Below are 17,487 nucleotides of genomic sequence, written 5' to 3'. Positions count from 1 at the left end.
CCGGAACCGCGCGGAGCTTCTCCGAAATTGCTCAGTCGGGAAGTTTCCGGTCGGACAGTCCGTGCATGAAGACGAAGCACCCGGGAATGTGCGGTACGCCCTCCGCGGCGAACTTGGCCTGATACTCCGAGGGCGACATGCCCACCAGTTCGGTGAACTTGCGGTTGAACGAGCCGAGACTGCTGTAGCCGACCAGCATGCACGCCTCGGTGACGGTGACGTTGGTGGCGCGCAACAGATCCTGCGCGCGTTCGATGCGGCGCTCCGCCAGGTAGACCGCCGGGGTTTTCCCGTAGGTCGCGGCGAAACACCGCAGGAAGTGATATTTCGATACGCCCGCGGCCGCGGCCAGGCTGTCCAGGTCGAGGGGTTCGGCGTAGTTCCGGTCGGCCAGGTCCCGGGCCCGCCGCAAATGGGGCAGCAGGTCCGCGGGCACCGGCCGGGCGCTCATGTGAAGGGTTCGAGCTTGTCGAAGCGCAGGGAGGCGCGGCCCGCGCCGCGCCACAGCTTGGCGGTGAGGTCCACGTCCTCGTCCGTCACCAGATTGCCCATGACCCGGACCGCGGTGCGCTGCAACAGCTTCGACCGCATGACCGGCGGACCGCCAAGCGGCACCGTGCGCGGATGCGTGGCCAGCGCGGCCAGGCGCCGCGCCACCGAATAGGTGCGCCCGTAGCGGGCCCGCAGCATATCCGGCCAGATCCGGCTCAGATCGGGTTCGTCCAGGATTCCGGCGAGCATGTGCCCGCCCTCCAGGCCGTAGTCGATGCCCTCGCCATTGAGCGGATTCACGCACCCGGCGGCATCGCCCACCAGCGCCCAGTTGCGCCCGGCCACATTCGATACCGCGCCGCCCATGGGCAGCAGCGCCGAGGCCACCGCCCGCGCCTCGCCCTCGAATCCCCACTCCTCGCGGCGCAGCGAAATGTAGTGTTGGATGAGCGGTTTCAACGCGATGTGCGAGGGCCGCCGCTCGGTGGCCAGCGAGCCGACGCCAATATTGACCTCGCCATTGCCCAGCGGGAACACCCAGCCGTAGCCCGGAATCAATGCACCGCTGGCATCCCGCAATTCCAGGTGCGAGGTGATCCATGGATCGTCACTGCGCGCGGATTTGATGTAGGCTCGCGCCGCCGTCCCGTACGCGTACTGCCGATGCCAGGTGCGCCCCAACAGCTTTCCGACCGGCGAGCGCACGCCGTCGGCGACGATCAGCGTCTTGCAGGACACGGCCCGCAGGCCCGCGTCGGTCTTGATGCTCACCCCGGTGACGCGATCGCCGTCGCGCGCCACCTCGACGACCTTGGCCCCGTCCACCATCCGCGCACCCGACTTCACCGCGGTCTCGCGCAGTTTGTCGTCGAGTTCGGTTCGCGGAACGGCGCTTCCGTATGCCGGGAAGGATCCGCCCGGCCAGGGCAGCAGCGCCTCGCGTCCGAAGCCCGCCATGCGCAGGCCCCGGTTCACGGTGTGGGCGCGCAGCCAGTCCCCGAGTCCCAGCTGTTCGAGCTCGGCCGTGGCGCGCGGGGTGAGTCCGTCACCACAGGTCTTGTCGCGCGGAAATACCGCCGAATCCGTGAGCAATACGTCACGCCCGGCGCGCGCGGCCCAGGCCGCCGCGGCCGACCCGGCCGGTCCCGCCCCGACCACCAGCACATCCGCGTGCGCGGGCAGCACTTCCGACGTTTGCCCCTGTTCGGGCGCGGCATCCGGTGAACCCATGGCGTCAATACTTGCAGCACATCACGATCGACGCAGTATCGGATGGGCCACCACAGTGGTCGGCGACACTCTGCATTGTCTATTCCGTCGCACTACGGTGGTGTCCATAGGGGGATAAGTGTCCACACGATAGGTTCTTTGGCGTGGGGTCGGACGCGGCACTGGGAGATGAAATGAGCGCATCGGCTGTGGGCGATGAGAGCACCGTGGTGGCGGGGGTGGATCTGGGCGATCCCGAGCTCGCGGCAACCGTGTGTAAAGGTCTGGTCGAAGTCGAGGACCTGCTGATCACCGAGCTGTCCGACGGCGAGGAGTTCCTGCAGGAGGCGGCGCTGCATCTGGCCAAGGCCGGAGGTAAGCGTTTCCGGCCGCTGTTCACCATTCTCACCGGTCAGCTCGGTCCCGATCCCACCAATCCGGATCTGGTCACCGCGGGCACCGTGGTCGAACTGGTGCACCTGGCCACCCTGTACCACGACGACGTCATGGACGAGGCCTCCATGCGCCGGGGCGCGCCCAGCGTGAACTCGCGCTGGGGCAATTCCGTCGCCATCCTGGCCGGTGACTACCTGTTCGCGCACGCCTCCCGCCTGGTCTCCACCCTCGGCCCGGATGCGGTGCGCATCATTGCCGAGACCTTCGCCGAGCTGGTCACCGGTCAGATGCGGGAGACCATCGGCGCCCGGCAGTCCCAGGATCCGGTCGAGCACTATCTGCGCGTGGTGTGGGAGAAGACCGGTTCGCTCATTGCCGCCGCGGGCCGCTTCGGCGGCACCTTCTCCGGCGCCGACCGGGATCATGTGGAGCGGCTGGCCCGCCTCGGCGATGCCGTGGGCACCGCCTTCCAGATCTCCGACGACATCATCGACATCTCCTCGGTCTCCGAGCAGTCCGGCAAAACCCCCGGCACCGACCTGCGCGAGGGCGTGCACACCCTGCCCGTCCTCTACGCCCTGCGCGACGAGGGCGCCGAGGGCGACCGCCTCCGCAAACTCCTGGCCCAGCCCCTGGAATCCGACGACGAGGTCGCCGAGGCCCTGGACCTGCTGTCCCGCTCCCGCGGCATGGTCCTGGCCAAGGAGAAACTGCACGGCTACGCCGACATCGCCCACGCCGAACTCTCCGCCCTCCCGCCCGGCCCGGCCAACGAGGCCCTGGAGCGTCTGGTCCGCTACACCATCGAGCGGGTCGGATAACGGGGAACTTCCACCACTGCCTCTATCGTTGACCTGGTGCAACGAAATCGATAGCGCGTGCCGCGGCTGTTCGGCCATGCGAACTGGACGACTGATCTCGTAAGGTCCGGGTAACTCACCGGGTACGTCCAGAATCGGGTTGGCTTGCGACCGCCGGCACGCGTGCCAAACGGTTAACGGCTCTCAGCCGGGCGCTGAAGTCGCGGAGAGGCGGAGGAGTGCACGGGCACGGGTATGCCAATGGATTGAAGACGTTCGGACTATTGGTCGGAATGTCGGCGTTGATCGTCGCCATCGGAGCCATGTTCCGAAGTCCGACGATCCTGATCCTGTCGATCGTGATCGCCGTGGGCATGAACGCCTACGCGTATTTCAACAGCGACAAGCTGGCACTGAAGGCCATGCACGCGCAGCCGGTGTCCGAGCTGGAGGCGCCGGTCATGTATCGCATCGTGCGCGAGCTGGCTACCTCGGCGCGGCAGCCCATGCCGCGGCTCTACATCAGCCCCACCAATGCGCCCAATGCCTTCGCCACCGGCCGCAATCCGCGCCACGCCGCGGTGTGCTGCACCACCGGCATCCTGCAGATCCTCGACGAGCGTGAGCTACGCGCGGTCCTCGGTCACGAGCTCTCCCACGTCTACAACCGCGACATCCTGATCTCCTCGGTCGCCGGGGCCCTGGCCGCCGTCATCTCCGGCCTGGCCAACCTGGCCTTCTTCGCCAGCGCCTTCGGTGGCCGCGGCAATGGCGAAGGCCCGAATGTCATTGGCATCCTGCTGGTTTCGCTGCTCGGCCCGATCGCCGCCGTGCTGATCAAGCTCGCCGTCTCGCGCTCCCGCGAGTACCAGGCCGACGAGGACGGCGCGGCCCTCACCGGCGACCCCCTCGCCCTGGCCTCGGCCCTGCGCAAGCTCGAACGCGGCGTCCAGGCCGCCCCGCTGCCCCCCGAGCCGCAACTGACGGCCCAGTCCCACCTGATGATCGCCAACCCCTTCCGGGCGGGCGACAAGATGGCGCGCTGGTTCTCCACCCACCCGCCCATGGACGACCGCATCGCCCGCCTGGAAGCCATGGCGGGCGGCTCCCGCGAATACTGATCCCTGGCAACAGAAAAGGGTCCGGGCCAAGCCCGAACCCTTGCCGGGGGTGTGGGGGCGTAGCCCCCACGAAACCCCCCGCTGCTAGCGGTAATTCACGAACTGCAGCGCGATGTCGAAGTCGCTGCCCTTGAGCAGTGAGATGACCGCCTGGAGGTCGTCGCGGCTCTTGGAGCTGACGCGCAACTCCTCGCCCTGAATCTGCGCCTTCACGCTCTTGGGACCCTCGTCGCGGATCTTCTTGGCGATCTTCTTGGCATTCTCGGAGGAGATGCCCTGCACCAGCTCGCCTGTGATCTTGTACACCTTTCCGGAGGCCTGCGGATCCCCGGCCTCGAACGCCTTGAGCGAGATGTCGCGGCGAATCAGCTTCTCCTTGAACACCTCCAGCGCCGCCTTCACCCGATCCTCGGACTCGGCGCTGATGATGATCTTCTCCTCGCCGGACCATTCGATGCTGGCCCCGGTGCCGCGGAAGTCGTAGCGCTGGCTGAGCTCCTTGCCGGCCTGATTCAGCGCATTGTCGACCTCCTGCCGGTCGACCTTGCTGACGACATCGAACGATGAATCGGCCACACTCTGCTCCTGTCCGCGAGAGGGAAAGATCGGGTTTTCACCGTCGACGCTAGCCGGTCTGCCATGGCGGTATCCAGCCGGTTTGCATTCCGGGCAGGGGTTCGGGGTATTCTGCTCAGCGCACCGAATACGGCGCACGGCAGATTGCCCGAGCGGCCAATGGGAGCAGACTGTAAATCTGTCGGCGAGAGCCTACGTAGGTTCGAATCCTACATCTGCCACTCCCTGAAGAACCCCGTGGACGAACGTCCGCGGGGTTCTTCTGTTTCCGGGGCCCGGTTCGGGCGAACCACGCGAACCCTCCCGCCGCGGATCCCCCGGAATCTAGTTGATCTACCCCAAAAAGTGTCTCTGAACAGCCGGTTTGGAGCTTGGGTTCGATGTTGTGTAACCTCGTTCAAGTCTTCAGCCCCCCCGGTGCAAAGCCCGGAGCAACGCAGACACGCCCCCTTAGCTCAGTCGGCAGAGCGTTTCCATGGTAAGGAAAAGGTCAACGGTTCGATTCCGTTAGGGGGCTCGCCGGATTGCCGGTGGTGACCGACTTGGCAACTCCAGGAGATGACCGGGAAGCCGCCACCGTCAATACAGCGCACATATGGCGGTGTAGCTCAGTCGGTAGAGCAAACGACTCATAATCGTTGTGTCGCCGGTTCAAGTCCGGCCATCGCTACCCCATACTGATTAACCATCAGGTTGACCGGAAAGAAGGCAAATCGTGGCCGCGAAGTCCACTGATATCCGGCCAAAGATCACCTTGGCCTGCGAGCAGTGCAAGCACCGCAACTACATCACCAAGAAGAACCGGCGTAACGACCCGGATCGGCTGGAGCTCAAGAAGTTCTGCCCGAACTGCGGTACCCACCGGGCACACCGCGAATCTCGCTAACTTAACCCCGCGCGATCTACCGCGTGGAAGAAGTGCCGGATCGGCAAGCTGCTTCGTCCCCCAGACAAAGGGACAGTGGCCCCGGTCCGGCACTTGGTGTATATAGCGGTTTGGTCAGCGCTCCGCCCGGCCCGGCAGCGGGTCAGATAGGAAACTTCCTACCGTGACGATCAACACCGAGGCCGAGAAGGCCGAAGCAATCGAGGCTTTCGATCCGGCCGCGCACGCCGCCGCCATGGTCGGCCACCACTACCGCGTCGACGACTACTACGAGGTCGGCCGCGAGAAGGTGCGCGAGTACGCCCGCGCGGTGCAGGACTACCACCCGGTGCACTGGGACGAGGACGTCGCCCGCGAGTACGGGCACGATGGTCTGGTGGCGCCGCTCACCTTAATCTCCCTGGTCGGAATTCTGGCCCAGCGCAAGCTCTTCGAGCAGATCGTCACGGGTTACGACCTGAGCCAGATCATGCAGACCGATCAGATCCTGGAATTCCACCGGCCCATCAAGGCCGGGGATCAGCTGTCCTGCATCGTCTACCTGCACTCCTTCCGGCAGGCCTTCGGCAGCGACATCATCGTCACCAAGAACGATGTCGTCGCGCAGAACGACGAGCTGGTGCTCACCACCTACACCACCCTCATCGGCCGCAGCGGCGGTGATATCGATCCCAATATCGATGCGACCGTGCGCAATGTGCTCATGCACGGCATCGGCCCGGACGAGCGGGTCGAGCATCACGCGCCCACTCTGCCGCTGACCATTCCCGAACCGCCGCAGCCGATCGAGGTGACCGCGCGCGGTGCGGTGCAGCCGGGCAAGCACGCCATTCGCTTCGAGGACGTCACCGTCGGCGACGAACTGCCCACGCGCGTGGTGCGACTCACCCGCGGTGATCTGGTGAACTACGCCGGGGTCTCCGGCGATGCCAACCCGATCCACTGGAGCGACGATGTGGTGAAGCTCGCCGGACTCGAGAACGTGGTCGCGCACGGCATGCTCACCATGGGCCTGGGCGGCGGTTTCGTCACCTCGTGGCTCGGCGATCCGGGCGCGGTCAAGGAATACAACGTCCGATTCACCAGCCCGGTGTACGTGCCCGCCGAGCGTCCCGCCGAGATCGAGTACACCGGCAAGGTCAAGTCGGTGGATCCGGAAACCCGCACCGCCGTGGTCGCCATCGTGGCGAAATCGGAGGGCCGCAAGATCTTCGGCCGCGCCACGGCGACCGTTCAACTGGCCTGACCTCGATTGGCGATTGCCGAGCGGGGTACCGTACACTCGGGAATCTGGGGTCACCAGCCGCTGCGCGCTGCTCCGAGGAGCGGCGCGCGTGCTTTGTGAATACCCAGCATGTACAAATGAATAGACTGTGTCCTATAAGGACGCGGTGGCTGGGCGACCCAAACTGTTCAGCCGAAGGGGCGTAGCTCAATTGGCAGAGCAGCGGTCTCCAAAACCGCAGGTTGCAGGTTCAAGTCCTGTCGCCCCTGCCCTGAATGCCAGCGACGAGAGAGGATCGACGTGAGCGACGAGCGGGATTCTCGCCACGAAGATGGCGAAGACACCGCCGCGGCGGCTCGTCCGAGCGGCAAGTCCGCCCGGCGATCGCGCACCGCGTCGTCGTCTGCGAACGGTGTCGCGACGATCGATCGTCCCTCGGCGTCGGCCAAGGCGAAGCAGTCCGGCAAGGCCGGTCGCAGCGGAACGGGCAATCCGTTCAAGTGCCTGGTGAAGTTCCTGAAGGAAGTCATTTCCGAACTTCGCAAGGTGATCTGGCCCAACCGCAAGCAGATGATCACCTATACGAGCGTTGTGCTGGTGTTCGTGGTCTTCATGGTCGCATTCATAAGCCTGTTGGATATTGGGCTTGTCAAGGGTGTCGACTGGCTCTTCGGCTAGCCACGAGGAGCGCGTCCGACCGTCGGCGCCGGTAACCGGTCCCCGAGCAGAGGCGGGGGCGGGACCATCCGCCGGGCGAACCCCGGCGCGCAGAGGATTACGTTACGACAAGGAAGCGAGTGCCCCAGTGAGCACCCCGGAGAACGGCACAACCGAGGAATTCCCGGTCGATGACCTGGTGGAAGAGACCATCAGCGACGTCGAGGAAGCCGTGGACCCCGCGCCGAGCGACGAGGAAGCCGCCGTTGCGCCCGCCGCGCCCGTCGACGCGGAACCGGCCGATCCGGTCGCCGAGATGAAGGCCGCGCTGCGGCGCGCCCCCGGTGACTGGTACGTCATCCACTCCTACGCCGGTTACGAGAACAAGGTGAAGACCAATCTCGAGACCCGCGTGCAGAACCTCGGTCTCGAGGACTACATCTTCCAGGTCGAGGTTCCGACCGAAGAGGTCACCGAGATCAAGAACGGCCAGCGCAAGAACGTCAACCGCAAGGTGCTGCCGGGCTACATCCTGGTCCGTATGGACCTCAACGACGAGTCCTGGGGCGCGGTGCGCAATACCCCCGGTGTCACCGGTTTCGTCGGCGCGACCTCGCGTCCCTCGCCGCTGTCCATCGACGATGCGGTGAAGTTCCTGGTTCCGGCCGCGCAGCAGAAGAAGGCCGCCCCGGCCGCCGCCGCTGCCGCCACCGGCGCCGAGAGCGCGGGCGAGACCCCGGTCGTGAAGCCCGCCATCGAGGTCGACTTCGAGGTCGGCGAGTCGGTCACCGTCATGGACGGCCCGTTCGCCACGCTGCCCGCCAGCATCTCCGAGGTCAATGCCGAGCAGCAGAAGCTCAAGGTGCTGGTCTCCATCTTCGGCCGCGAGACTCCGGTCGAGCTGAACTTCACCCAGGTCGCCAAGATCTAGTTGGATTCGGGGGCGCTGTGGGCCTCCGATCGACCTGCGACTACACTTGCCGGGTTGCGCCTGCGCTTCCGTTCGGCTGTCGCCGAACAGGCGGGCGCATGTCCCGGATAAGGCTTACGGATATTCCGTAAGAAACCTAACCAAGGAAGAAAGATGCCCCCGAAGAAGAAGGTCTCTGGGCTTATCAAGCTCCAGATCCAGGCCGGCCAGGCCAACCCCGCACCGCCCGTCGGTCCGGCGCTGGGTCAGCACGGCGTGAACATCATGGAGTTCTGCAAGGCGTACAACGCCGCGACCGAGTCGCAGCGTGGCAACGTCATTCCGGTCGAGATCACGGTCTACGAAGACCGCTCGTTCGACTTCAAGCTGAAGACGCCGCCCGCCGCGCGTCTGCTGCTGAAGGCCGCGGGAATCCAGAAGGGTTCGGCCGAGCCGCACCGCAACAAGGTCGCGCAGATCACCATGGACCAGGTCCGTGAGATCGCCAAGACCAAGCAGGAAGACCTCAACGCCAACAATATCGACGCCGCGGCGAAGATCATCGCCGGTACCGCCCGCTCGATGGGTATCACCATCGCGGAGTAGAGCTTTCGAGCTCACGTGGGAGGGACGGCCAGTCCCGCACCACTTCTGACTTAGACAAGGACAGAGAAACATGGCAAAACGAAGCAAGGCTTATCTCGAGGCGGCCGCCAAGGTCGACCGCTCCGCGCTCTACGCTCCGCTGGCCGCCGCGCGGCTGGCGAAGGAGACCTCGACCGCCAAGACCGACGCGACCGTCGAGGTCGCCGTCCGTCTGGGCGTCGATCCCCGCAAGGCCGATCAGATGGTCCGCGGCACCGTCAACCTGCCGCACGGCACCGGTAAGACCGCCCGCGTCATCGTGTTCGCCGTCGGCGACAAGGCCGCCGAGGCCGAGGCCGCCGGTGCGGACGCCGTGGGCGCCGAGGACCTGATCGAGCGCATCCAGGGCGGCTGGCTGGACTTCGACGCCGCCATCGCCACCCCGGACCAGATGGCCAAGGTCGGTCGTATCGCTCGCGTGCTGGGCCCGCGCGGCCTGATGCCGAACCCGAAGACCGGCACCGTCACCCCCGATGTGACCAAGGCCATCAACGACATCAAGGGCGGCAAGATCAGCTTCCGCGTCGACAAGCAGGCCAACCTGCACTTCGTGATCGGCAAGGCTTCCTTCGACGAGAAGAAGCTGGCCGAGAACTACGGCGCCGCCCTCGACGAGATCCTGCGCGTCAAGCCCTCCACCGCGAAGGGCCGCTACGTCAAGAAGGTGACGTTCTCCACGAACACCGGACCGGGCATCCCGGTGGATCCGAACCGCACCCGCAACTTCGCCGAGGAAGACTGATTCCTCGGGGAAGGCTTGCGTAGCAACGCAATAGCCTGAAGGGCTGGTACGGAATCCCCGTACCAGACCTTTTGCGTCACCCCGTTTTGGCGGATAGAGAGCTATCCGCTATGCTGGACGACGGTCACCAGCTCGTTCGGTGATCACCCCAATCGTTCTACCGAAGACCGTTGGTCGCTGCCTCAGGGCAGCTGAAGGTCCGGCAACATTGTCGGCGGCCCACGCAGGGAGAGCCCAGGTTGGGAAACAATATTGCGAGCCCGCTCGCCGTTTGTTTCTTCTACGCCCCGGGACCACTCTGCGTCCGGGGCGTTTGCTTTGTCTCCGGGCCTCCACCGGGAAGTCGGTAGTTCATCTACACACCGACCATCCAGAGAGGAGGCGAAGTATGGCAAAGCCTGAGAAGGTCACCGCGGTTGCGGAGATCAAGGAGCAGTTCGCGAGCTCGACGGCCACCGTTGTCACGGAATACCGTGGCCTGTCGGTCGGCAAGATCACCGAACTGCGTCGTGCCCTTGGCGCGAACGCCACCTACTCCGTCGCCAAGAACACCCTGGTCAAGCGCGCTGCCGCAGAGGCCGGCGTGGAAGGCCTGGATGACTTGTTCGTCGGTCCGACCGCCATCACCTTCATCAAGGGTGAGCCGGTCGACGCCGCGAAGGCGCTCAAGGCCTTCGCCAAGGACAACAAGGCGCTGATCATCAAGGGCGGCTACATGGACGGCGTCGCGCTGTCCGTGTCCGAAGTTGAGCGGATCGCCGACCTGGAGTCCCGCGAGGTCCTGCTGGCCAAGCTGGCCGGCGCCATGAAGGGCAACCTGTCCAAGGCTGCCGCCCTGTTCGCCGCCCCGGCGACCAAGGCCGCCCGCCTCATCGTGGCCCTCGAGGAGAAGAAGCGCGCCGACAGCGGCGAAGCCGCTTAATCGGCACCGCTGGCGCTTCCTCGTCCTCGTGACGAATAAGTCACCCACACAAAGCATTTCATCGCCGCTCGCGCGGAGATGTCCCACCCGAAAGGAAACACAATGGCTAACGTTGAGCAGCTGCTCGAGGAAATCGGCGGAATGACCCTGCTGGAGCTCTCCGAGTTCCTGAAGGCGTTCGAAGAGAAGTTCGACGTCAAGGCTGCCGCCCCGGCCGCCGTCGCCGTTGCCGCCGCCCCCGTTGCCGCCGCTGAGGCCGCCGAGGAGCAGGACGAGTTCGACGTCATCCTGGAGTCGGCCGGCGACAAGAAGATCCAGGTCATCAAGGTCGTCCGTGAGATCGTCTCCGGCCTGGGCTTGAAGGAAGCCAAGGACCTGGTCGAGGGCGCCCCGAAGCCGATCCTGGAGAAGGTCGCCAAGGATGCCGCCGAGGCCGCCAAGGCCAAGCTGGAAGAGGCCGGCGCCAAGATCACCGTCAAGTAATTGCCGGTGCCTTGGTTGCGGTAACTCCGCAGCTCTTGCATGAAAGGGCGGTCCCCGTTTGGGGGGCCGCCTTTTCGCATGTCCGGATCCGTGATTGCGCCGTGATTTGTTTACTCATCAGTCAGGTCCCGGTGTCCGAGACGGACGGCATGCGATACAGTGGCCGAACCTACTGTGATGCGCCCCACCGCGCACGGGTTGTCACGGTAGTGCGCTCGTCGGAGAAATTGTGGAGGTGGGCGTGGGCGTCGAGGTCAGGACCGAGGGCATCACCAAGTCGTTCGGTTCGCAACGAATTTGGCAGGATGTCACTCTGACTCTGCCGCCGGGGGAAGCCAGTGCGTTGCTCGGCCCCTCCGGTACCGGTAAATCCGTCTTCTTGAAGTCCCTCATCGGTCTGCTGCGTCCCGAGCGCGGCTCCATCTACACCGATGGCACCGATATCACCACCTGCTCCAACAAGGAGCTCTACGAGATCCGCAAGCTGTTCGGCGTCCTCTTCCAGGACGGCGCGCTCTTCGGCTCCATGAACCTGTTCGACAATGTGGCGTTCCCGTTGCGCGAGCACACCAAGAAGAGCGAATCCGAGATCAAGAAGATCGTCATGGAGAAGCTCGAGCTGACCGGTCTGCTGGGAGCCGAGGGGAAGCTCCCGGGTGAGATCTCCGGCGGTATGCGCAAGCGCGCCGGGCTGGCCCGCGCCTTGGTGCTGGATCCGCAGATCATCCTCGTCGACGAGCCCGACTCCGGTCTGGATCCCGTTCGCACCACCTATCTTTCGCAGCTGCTGATCGATATCAACGCGCAGATCGACGCCACGATCCTGATCGTCACGCACAACATCAACCTGGCCCGCACCGTGCCGGACAATATCGGCATGCTGTTCCGCCGCAATCTGGTCATGTTCGGCCCCCGCGAGGTGCTGCTCACCTCGGACGAGCCGGTGGTCAAGCAGTTCCTCAACGGCCGCATGATCGGCCCCATCGGCATGTCCGAGGAGAAGGACGAATCGCAGATGGCCCGCGAGCAGGCCATGTTCGACGCCGGTCACCACGCGGGCGGCGCCGAAGAGGTCGAGGGCATCATTCCGCAGATGAAGGCCCAGCCGGGTATGCCGGTGCGCCAGGCCGTACACCGCCGCCGCGAGCGCGTGCGCCAGATCCTGCACACCCTGCCCCCCGGCCGCGCAGGAGGCCATCCGGGAATCGCTGGAGTCCAATGGCGATGCCGACACGCAGGTCCTTCCCGCCTATCAGGGCACGTTCGACACTACGGTTCGACAGAACCTGACTAACGGGTAACATACGCCGCGTGAACCAAACCCTGACGCGACTGCGCACCCCGGTCGAGTCGGGTCTTGCCCAGGCCGGCAATATCTTCGCGCTGCTCTTGGATGTCATGCGCAAGACCTTCCGCCGGCCCTTCCAGTGGCGGGAGTTCCTCGAGCAGTCGTGGTTCATCGCGAGCGTCTCGATCCTGCCCGCCGCACTGGTGGCAATCCCGTTCGGCGCGGTGGTGGCGTTGCAGACCGGCTCGCTCATCAAGCAGCTGGGCGCGGAGGCCTTCACCGGCGCCACCAGTGTGCTGGCAACCGTGCAGCAAGCCGCGCCGGTGGTGACCGCGTTGATCATCGCCGGTGCCGCGGGCTCGGCCGTCGCCGCCGATCTCGGCTCGCGCACCATCCGCGAGGAGATCGATGCCATGGAGGTGCTGGGCATCGATCCCATCCACCGCCTGGTGGTGCCGCGCGTACTGGGCATGATGCTGGTCGCCCTGCTGCTCAACGGCCTGGTCTCGGTGGTCGGCATTGTCGGCGGCTACGGCTTCAATGTGGGGCTGCAGGGCGGGACGCCGGGCGCGTACCTGGCCTCGTTCTCCGCGCTGGCGCAGCTCCCGGACCTCTGGATCGGTGAGATCAAGGCGCTCATCTTCGGTCTCGTGGCGGGCGTCATCGCCGCCTACAAGGGGCTGCATCCAAAAGGGGGACCGAAAGGAGTGGGCGACGCCGTGAACCAATCCGTGGTGATCACCTTCCTGGTGCTGTTCTTCCTGAATCTGATCCTCACCCTGATCTACCTTCAGGTCGTCCCCGCCAAGGGCGCGTGATCCATGGTTGTTTCACAACGCACCACCGTTTTCAGCCGGGGGGCGCGCCGGATGACCGGCGCGCTCAAGGCCCCGGTGACCCTGGTCGACAAGGCCGGGGACCAGATGTCGTTCTACACGCGGGCCATCGCGTGGATTCCGAAAACCGCCGTGCACTACCGCAAGGAGGTCATGCGGCTGCTGGCCGAGGTGACCTTCGGCTCGGGCGCGCTGGCGGTCATCGGCGGCACCATCTGCGTCATCGTGTTCATGTCGGCCTCGGTCGGCGTGGTCGTCGGCCTGCAGGGTTTCAAGGCCCTGGACGCGCTGGGTTCCGGCGTGCTCACCGGCTTCCTGACCGGCTACATCAATACCCGTGAACTCGCGCCCCTCGTTGCGGCGCTGGCGCTTTCGGCGACGGTGGGCTGTGGTTTCACCGCCCAGCTGGGCGCCATGCGGATCTCGGAGGAGATCGACGCGCTCGAGGTCATGGCGGTGCCGGGCGTGCCGTTCCTGGTGACCACGCGCGTGATCGCCGGATTCCTCGCGGTCATCCCGCTCTACATCGTCGGCCTGCTCGGCACCTATATCGCGTCGCGGCTGATCAGTATCTATTTCAATGGGCAATCCAGTGGTTCGTACGACCACTATTTCAGTCTTTTCCTGCCACCCGAAGACGTCATCTATTCGTTCATAAAAGTGCTCGTCTTCGCCTTCGTCATCATCCTGGTGCACTGCTACTACGGCTTCAATGCCACCGGCGGTCCGGCGGGTGTGGGTGTGGCCGTGGGCCGCGCGGTGCGGGCGGCGATCGTGCTCATCAATATCCTCGATTTCTTCCTGTCCCTGGCCATTTGGGGCACAACCACGACGGTGCGGGTGGCCGGATGAGCAACCCGCAGCGCGTGCAGTTCTGGCGCTCCACCGAGAAGCTGCGCTCGCGCACCCTCGGCGTGCTGTTCTTCGTGGTGGTGGCGCTGTTCCTGTGGACCACCGTGGCCATCTACAACAAGCAGTTCGTGCAGACGGTGAAGGTGGACCTGGTCACCGATACGGCCGGAAACGCCCTGACCCGCAATGCGGATGTGAAGGTCCGCGGCGTCACGGTCGGCGAGGTGCGCGGCAGTGAATTCGACGGCAAGGACGTCACGCTGCAGTTGGCGCTGAATCCCGATATGGCCGACAAGATTCCGGCCAATGTGACCGCGCGGCTGCTGCCCAAGACGCTGTTCGGCGAACGCTATATCGAACTGGTGTGGCCCGCGGATCCGAGCGCGCAGCACATTACCGCGGGCATGACCCTGCATCAGGACGCCAGCGGCGACGCCGTCGAGGTGAGCCAGCTGCTCGATCGCCTGCTGCCGCTGCTGCAGGCGGTGCCGCCGCAGTATCTGGCCTCCACGCTGGGCGCGGTCTCGCAGGCGCTGCAGGGACAGGGCGAGGAGCTGGGCAAGACCATCGACCGGCTCGACACCATCTTCACCCAGGTGAATACCGAACTGCCCACGCTGCAAGAGGATCTGCGCAGCTTCGCCGAGGTGGCGAACACCTACGCCGACGCCGCGCCGCAACTGGTGGACGCGCTGGACAATCTGCGCACGCTGAACACCACCATCGTGCAGAAGCGCTGGGATATCGACACCCTCCTGGCGGTGCTCACCCCGAGCTCCTCGGATCTGGCCGACTTCCTGGTGGCCAACCGCGACAACATCATCGACGTGGCCGCCGATTCGCGGCCCGCGCTCGAGGCCCTGGCCAATGTACTCGCCGGGCTACAGCTGCGCGCTGGCCAACTTCGCGCAGATGAAGCCGCGCATCGACGAGATCTTCGGCATCGGCACCGATCTGCCGGGCTCGCGCGTGACCGTCGAGATCGTGAATCCGCGCGGCCGCTACGTGCCCAATCAGGACGAGCCGCGCTGGTTCGATCCCCGTGGCGCCATGTGCATTCCGGAATATCCGCTGACCGTGGACCCGGGCCAGTACACCAATGGCTCGGCCAATGACGGCTCCTACCAGCCGCCCAGCCGTACCCCGGGCGATCAGGCCATCGGGCTGCGGCCGGATCCGCAGTACAAGGTGTTCGGGCCGTTCACGCCGACCACCGCCGGTTCCCCGGCGGAGCAGCAGACCCTGAACGCCATCAGCGGTGCGGCCCACGGGGTTTCACCGGATCAGGTGCCGAGCTGGATCAGCCGCATCTCGGCCCCGGCCTTCCGCGGGAGCGAGGTGACCATCCGATGAAGGACCTGTTGCGCGGCCTCGGGCCGACCATCACCAAACTGGTGATCTTCATTGCGGTGACCGTGTTCGCCACCGGCATGCTGGCGCTCACCATTGCCAACTACGGCGGTGGCGGCACCAAGTTCAATGCCCGCTTCACCGATGTGACCTCCCTCAACCCGGGTGACGAGATCCGCATCGCGGGCGTGCGCGTGGGCAAGGTGACCAAGGTGTCCATCGTGGACAAGCGCCTGGCCAATGTGGAATTCGAAGTCACCGACCGGGATTGGCTGCCCGCCTCGACGACCGCCACCATCAAGTACCGGAACCTGTTGGGACAGCGCTATATCGCGCTGGAACAGGGCGCGGGGGAGCAGGGCCGCAAGCTCAACGAGAACGGCACCATCGGGCTGGATCGGACCAAGCCCGCGCTCAATCTGACCGAGCTGTTCAATGGCTTCCGGCCGCTGTTCCAGACCCTCACGCCCGATGACGTGAACAAGCTGTCCTACGAGATCATCCAGGTCTTCCAGGGCGAGGCCGGGACCATTCGGGATCTGGTGGCCAATACCGCCGCCCTCACCAACAAGATCGCCGACAAGGATGCGGTGATCGGCGCGGTGGTGGAGAACCTGAACAAGGTACTGGCGGCGGTGAATGCCCATGACGGGCAACTGGATCAGCTCATCGTCAATACCGAGGCGCTGATCACCGGGCTCAATGCCGAACGCGGCACCATCCGCTCGGCCATCTCCTCGCTGGGCAATCTGGCCGATGCCACGGCGGATCTGCTGGTCCCGGTGCGGCCGAACCTGCAAGGCGCCATCGCGGGCCTGAACCAGCTCACCGGCACCCTCAACGAGCGTTCCGACGAGGTCAACCAGGGCCTGGCCAACCTGCCCATCAAGATGGAGAAGCTGGGCCGCGCCGCGAGTTACGGCTCCTGGTTCCAGTTCTATCTGTGCGGTATCGACATTGTCGCCGGGCCCGGTCTCCAGGACGCCCAGCAGCTGAACATGCCTGCCGCACTGGAACATATGCCGACCATCAACCAGCCGATCTATACGAATCCGGCGCCGCGCTGCCACGGGAAGGGAGGCCGCTGATGGACGACCGGATCGTGCTGGGCAAGCGCAGTCCGGCCTTCATGGGCGGACTGGGCCTGGCCCTGGTGCTGCTGGTGACCATGTCCGCCTTCAGCCTGGACAAGCTGCCCATCATCGGCGCGGGCACCAAGTACACCGCTGAATTCTCCGAGGCCGCCGGGCTGAAGAAGGGCAATGAGGTCCGCATCGCGGGCGTCAAGGTCGGTGCGGTGCAGGATGTGCGCCTCGACGGCGACAAGGTGCTGGTGGACTTCCGCACCCAGGACGCCTGGATCGGCAACGAGACCTCGGCGTCCATTCAGATCAAGACGCTGCTCGGGCAGAAATACCTGGCGCTGGATCCCAAGGGCTCCGGCCCGGCCGATCCCAGCGATCCGATTCCGCTCTCGCGCACCGTCTCTCCCTATGACGTGGTGGACGCCTTCAGCGATGCCGCCGCCGATATCGAGCAGACCGATACCGCGCAGCTGGCGCAGAGCATGCGGGTGCTCTCCGAGGCGTTCTCGGCCACCCCGCCGGAGATCCGCGGCTCCATCGACGGCGTCGCCCGGCTCTCGGAGTCCCTCGCCAAGCGCGACGATCAGCTCAAGACGCTGTTCGCCGCCACCAAGCAGACCACTCAGGTGCTGGCCGACCGCAATGCCGAATTCGAGCGTCTGCTCGCCAATGGCGGCCAGTTGCTGGCCGAGCTGAATGTGCGGCAGCAGGCCATCGGTCAGCTGCTCTCGGGCGCGAAAACCGTTGCGGCGGAACTGACCGCGCTGGTGCACGACAACGAGGAGCAGATCGGCCCGGCGCTGACCAACCTCAATGCCTCCATCGACCTGCTCAATGCCAATCAGGCCAATATCTCCAAGACGCTGACCCTGGCCGCGCCCTTCTACGGGCTGTATGCGAATGTGCTGGGCACCGGCCGCTGGTTCGACGCGGTGATCACCAACCTGATTCCGCCCGCGCTGCCCGAGATTCCCGGCGACCGCGAGCCGATCCGGAAGATGGGAGGCTAGCC

At 65.4% G+C, this 17,487-nt stretch carries 17 protein-coding genes, 4 tRNA genes and 2 pseudogenes; 20 read left to right on the top strand and 3 right to left on the bottom strand.

All coding sequences use genetic code 11. The features are described 5' to 3' along the window. Positions 1–31 precede the first annotated feature (31 nt). Positions 32–451 carry a helix-turn-helix transcriptional regulator gene (locus NC4_RS25535; protein ID WP_067543053.1) on the bottom strand — a complete coding sequence of 140 codons (420 nt, stop codon included), beginning with the start codon at positions 449–451 and terminating at the stop codon, positions 32–34. Further along, complete coding sequence (locus NC4_RS25530) at positions 448–1,722, bottom strand: geranylgeranyl reductase family protein (RefSeq protein WP_067543050.1); 1,275 nt, start codon at positions 1,720–1,722, stop codon at positions 448–450. The genes NC4_RS25535 and NC4_RS25530 overlap by 4 nt, the downstream gene beginning before the upstream one ends. A gap of 173 nt (positions 1,723–1,895) precedes the next feature. Here NC4_RS25530 and NC4_RS25525 point away from each other — a divergent pair, with 173 nt between their 5' ends. Both NC4_RS25525 and htpX read left to right on the top strand, forming a co-directional pair. Next, complete coding sequence (locus NC4_RS25525; protein ID WP_067543047.1) at positions 1,896–2,918, top strand: polyprenyl synthetase family protein; 1,023 nt, start codon at positions 1,896–1,898, stop codon at positions 2,916–2,918. A gap of 218 nt (positions 2,919–3,136) precedes the next feature. Continuing rightward, positions 3,137–4,018: a zinc metalloprotease HtpX gene (gene htpX, locus NC4_RS25520; RefSeq protein ID WP_084529766.1), complete on the top strand. Its 882-nt coding sequence runs from the start codon at positions 3,137–3,139 to the stop codon at positions 4,016–4,018. Between the two features lie 84 nt (positions 4,019–4,102). Here htpX and NC4_RS25515 read toward each other — a convergent pair whose 3' ends face one another. Then, a complete protein-coding gene (locus tag NC4_RS25515) occupies positions 4,103–4,594 on the bottom strand; it encodes a YajQ family cyclic di-GMP-binding protein (protein WP_067543041.1) in 492 nt (163 codons plus the stop codon). Between the two features lie 138 nt (positions 4,595–4,732). On the opposite strand from NC4_RS25515, the gene NC4_RS25510 reads away from it, so the two are divergent. The 18 genes and pseudogenes from NC4_RS25510 (at position 4,733) to NC4_RS25425 (ending at position 17,485) form a co-directional block, all read left to right on the top strand. Further along, positions 4,733–4,815 (top strand) — tRNA-Tyr (locus tag NC4_RS25510). A 223-nt stretch (positions 4,816–5,038) separates the two neighbouring features. After that, positions 5,039–5,111 (top strand) — tRNA-Thr (locus NC4_RS25505). A gap of 80 nt (positions 5,112–5,191) precedes the next feature. Continuing rightward, positions 5,192–5,264, top strand: a tRNA-Met gene (locus NC4_RS25500). A gap of 45 nt (positions 5,265–5,309) precedes the next feature. Continuing rightward, complete coding sequence (rpmG, locus tag NC4_RS25495) at positions 5,310–5,480, top strand: 50S ribosomal protein L33 (RefSeq protein WP_029925945.1); 171 nt, start codon at positions 5,310–5,312, stop codon at positions 5,478–5,480. 163 nt (positions 5,481–5,643) lie between these two features. Next, positions 5,644–6,726, top strand: coding sequence for a fused (3R)-hydroxyacyl-ACP dehydratase subunits HadA/HadB (locus tag NC4_RS25490; RefSeq protein WP_067543038.1), 1,083 nt, complete (start codon positions 5,644–5,646; stop codon positions 6,724–6,726). Between the two features lie 175 nt (positions 6,727–6,901). Further along, positions 6,902–6,974: transfer RNA gene (locus tag NC4_RS25485), tRNA-Trp, on the top strand. 31 nt (positions 6,975–7,005) lie between these two features. Further along, on the top strand, positions 7,006–7,383 hold the full coding sequence (secE, locus tag NC4_RS25480; RefSeq protein ID WP_067543035.1) for a preprotein translocase subunit SecE: 378 nt from the start codon (positions 7,006–7,008) through the stop codon (positions 7,381–7,383). A 127-nt stretch (positions 7,384–7,510) separates the two neighbouring features. After that, positions 7,511–8,293 carry a transcription termination/antitermination protein NusG gene (gene nusG / locus NC4_RS25475; protein WP_067543032.1) on the top strand — a complete coding sequence of 261 codons (783 nt, stop codon included), beginning with the start codon at positions 7,511–7,513 and terminating at the stop codon, positions 8,291–8,293. A gap of 153 nt (positions 8,294–8,446) precedes the next feature. After that, entirely contained in the window at positions 8,447–8,878 is a 432-nt protein-coding gene (gene rplK / locus NC4_RS25470) for a 50S ribosomal protein L11 (protein ID WP_067543029.1), read from the top strand. A 70-nt stretch (positions 8,879–8,948) separates the two neighbouring features. After that, positions 8,949–9,659, top strand: coding sequence for a 50S ribosomal protein L1 (gene rplA / locus NC4_RS25465; RefSeq protein WP_067543026.1), 711 nt, complete (start codon positions 8,949–8,951; stop codon positions 9,657–9,659). A 388-nt stretch (positions 9,660–10,047) separates the two neighbouring features. After that, complete coding sequence (rplJ, locus tag NC4_RS25460) at positions 10,048–10,581, top strand: 50S ribosomal protein L10 (RefSeq protein ID WP_067543023.1); 534 nt, start codon at positions 10,048–10,050, stop codon at positions 10,579–10,581. 102 nt (positions 10,582–10,683) lie between these two features. After that, entirely contained in the window at positions 10,684–11,064 is a 381-nt protein-coding gene (gene rplL, locus NC4_RS25455) for a 50S ribosomal protein L7/L12 (protein WP_067543021.1), read from the top strand. A gap of 241 nt (positions 11,065–11,305) precedes the next feature. Next, a pseudogene (locus tag NC4_RS25450) lies at positions 11,306–12,365 on the top strand (ABC transporter ATP-binding protein). A gap of 97 nt (positions 12,366–12,462) precedes the next feature. Then, positions 12,463–13,170 (top strand): MlaE family ABC transporter permease, encoded by a 708-nt coding sequence (locus NC4_RS25445; protein WP_245721933.1) that lies wholly within the window; start codon positions 12,463–12,465, stop codon positions 13,168–13,170. A gap of 51 nt (positions 13,171–13,221) precedes the next feature. Then, entirely contained in the window at positions 13,222–14,040 is an 819-nt protein-coding gene (locus NC4_RS25440; RefSeq protein WP_067543015.1) for an MlaE family ABC transporter permease, read from the top strand. After that, positions 14,037–15,393 (top strand): annotated as a pseudogene (locus NC4_RS25435) (MCE family protein). Before NC4_RS25440 ends, NC4_RS25435 begins: the two are co-directional and overlap by 4 nt. Further along, entirely contained in the window at positions 15,390–16,478 is a 1,089-nt protein-coding gene (locus tag NC4_RS25430) for an MCE family protein (protein ID WP_174566890.1), read from the top strand. Before NC4_RS25435 ends, NC4_RS25430 begins: the two are co-directional and overlap by 4 nt. After that, complete coding sequence (locus NC4_RS25425; protein ID WP_067543012.1) at positions 16,478–17,485, top strand: MCE family protein; 1,008 nt, start codon at positions 16,478–16,480, stop codon at positions 17,483–17,485. Before NC4_RS25430 ends, NC4_RS25425 begins: the two co-directional genes overlap by 1 nt. The last annotated feature ends 2 nt before the right edge of the window (positions 17,486–17,487 follow it).

Source organism: Nocardia crassostreae, assembly GCF_001613405.1.
Classification (GTDB): Bacteria; Actinomycetota; Actinomycetes; order Mycobacteriales; family Mycobacteriaceae; genus Nocardia; species Nocardia crassostreae.
This window is presented reverse-complemented; position numbering and strand designations above follow the sequence as displayed.